At 62.1% G+C, this 783-nt stretch carries 1 protein-coding gene; it reads left to right on the forward strand.

The features are described from left to right. Positions 1–231, forward strand: a 231-nt coding sequence (locus AC1DDA_RS27400) for a DUF3606 domain-containing protein (protein WP_476798094.1), incomplete at its 5' end; no start/stop codon positions are given. Positions 232–783 lie beyond the last annotated feature (552 nt).

Genomic DNA, 783 nt, shown 5'->3' on the forward strand with positions numbered 1-783 from the left:
GTGTGCGCGAGTGCGCGAGCGATTGGTTCGCTGCAGGAGGTCACTATGGCAGACAACGAAAATAACAGGGGCCCGCAAGACCGCTCTCGCATCAACATGAACGAGGACTATGAGGTCGCGTACTGGACGAAAGAGCTTGGAGTCACGCGCGAACAACCGGCCGCCGCGGTGAAGAAAGTTGGCGTCAGCGGGGCTGCTGCAATCGGCGGGAAGCACCGGCCACGCCGTTGACACCTTGGCTGGTCGCCTGGGCTGGGCGCGAGGGTCATGAGAGCCCGGAAAATAACCTCGTGCGCCTCGGCAAGAAGCCGCGCAGCGTTTTCCGTATTTTCGGGTTCATCGCGATTCCGCTCACCTGCAAACAAGGGAACCGCGCCGGGCGTGGGGCGCCGACGCGGTTCCGTCTCCGGTGATTGGGAGCCAAACAATCACCGCCGCAATCCGAGAGCTGGCAGGGCTGACCGATGAGCATCGGCTACGAACGCGGCATGATAAAAACACGACCTTGAACGCAAGGTTCCGGAATGACGCAGAAGATGCCGAGCAATTGGGACGTTAAACGTCGCTTGCCCTAACCCCGAAACAGGGCGCGTACTGCCGAGGCAGTTGGCGGGGGGGCCGGCGATGTATACCGGGAAAGGTCTGCTTGTCCTGCGGGACGGCCGGACGCTCCCGCTCACCTACCAATTTGGCAGCAACTCCGACGATACCCGCGCCGGGTACCTTTTCTGCGATCTCTCGGACGTCGATCCAGCCGCTCTCTTCTACAGGCTCCGCGTGGTC

The organism is Allobosea sp. 10N428 (assembly GCF_056394545.1).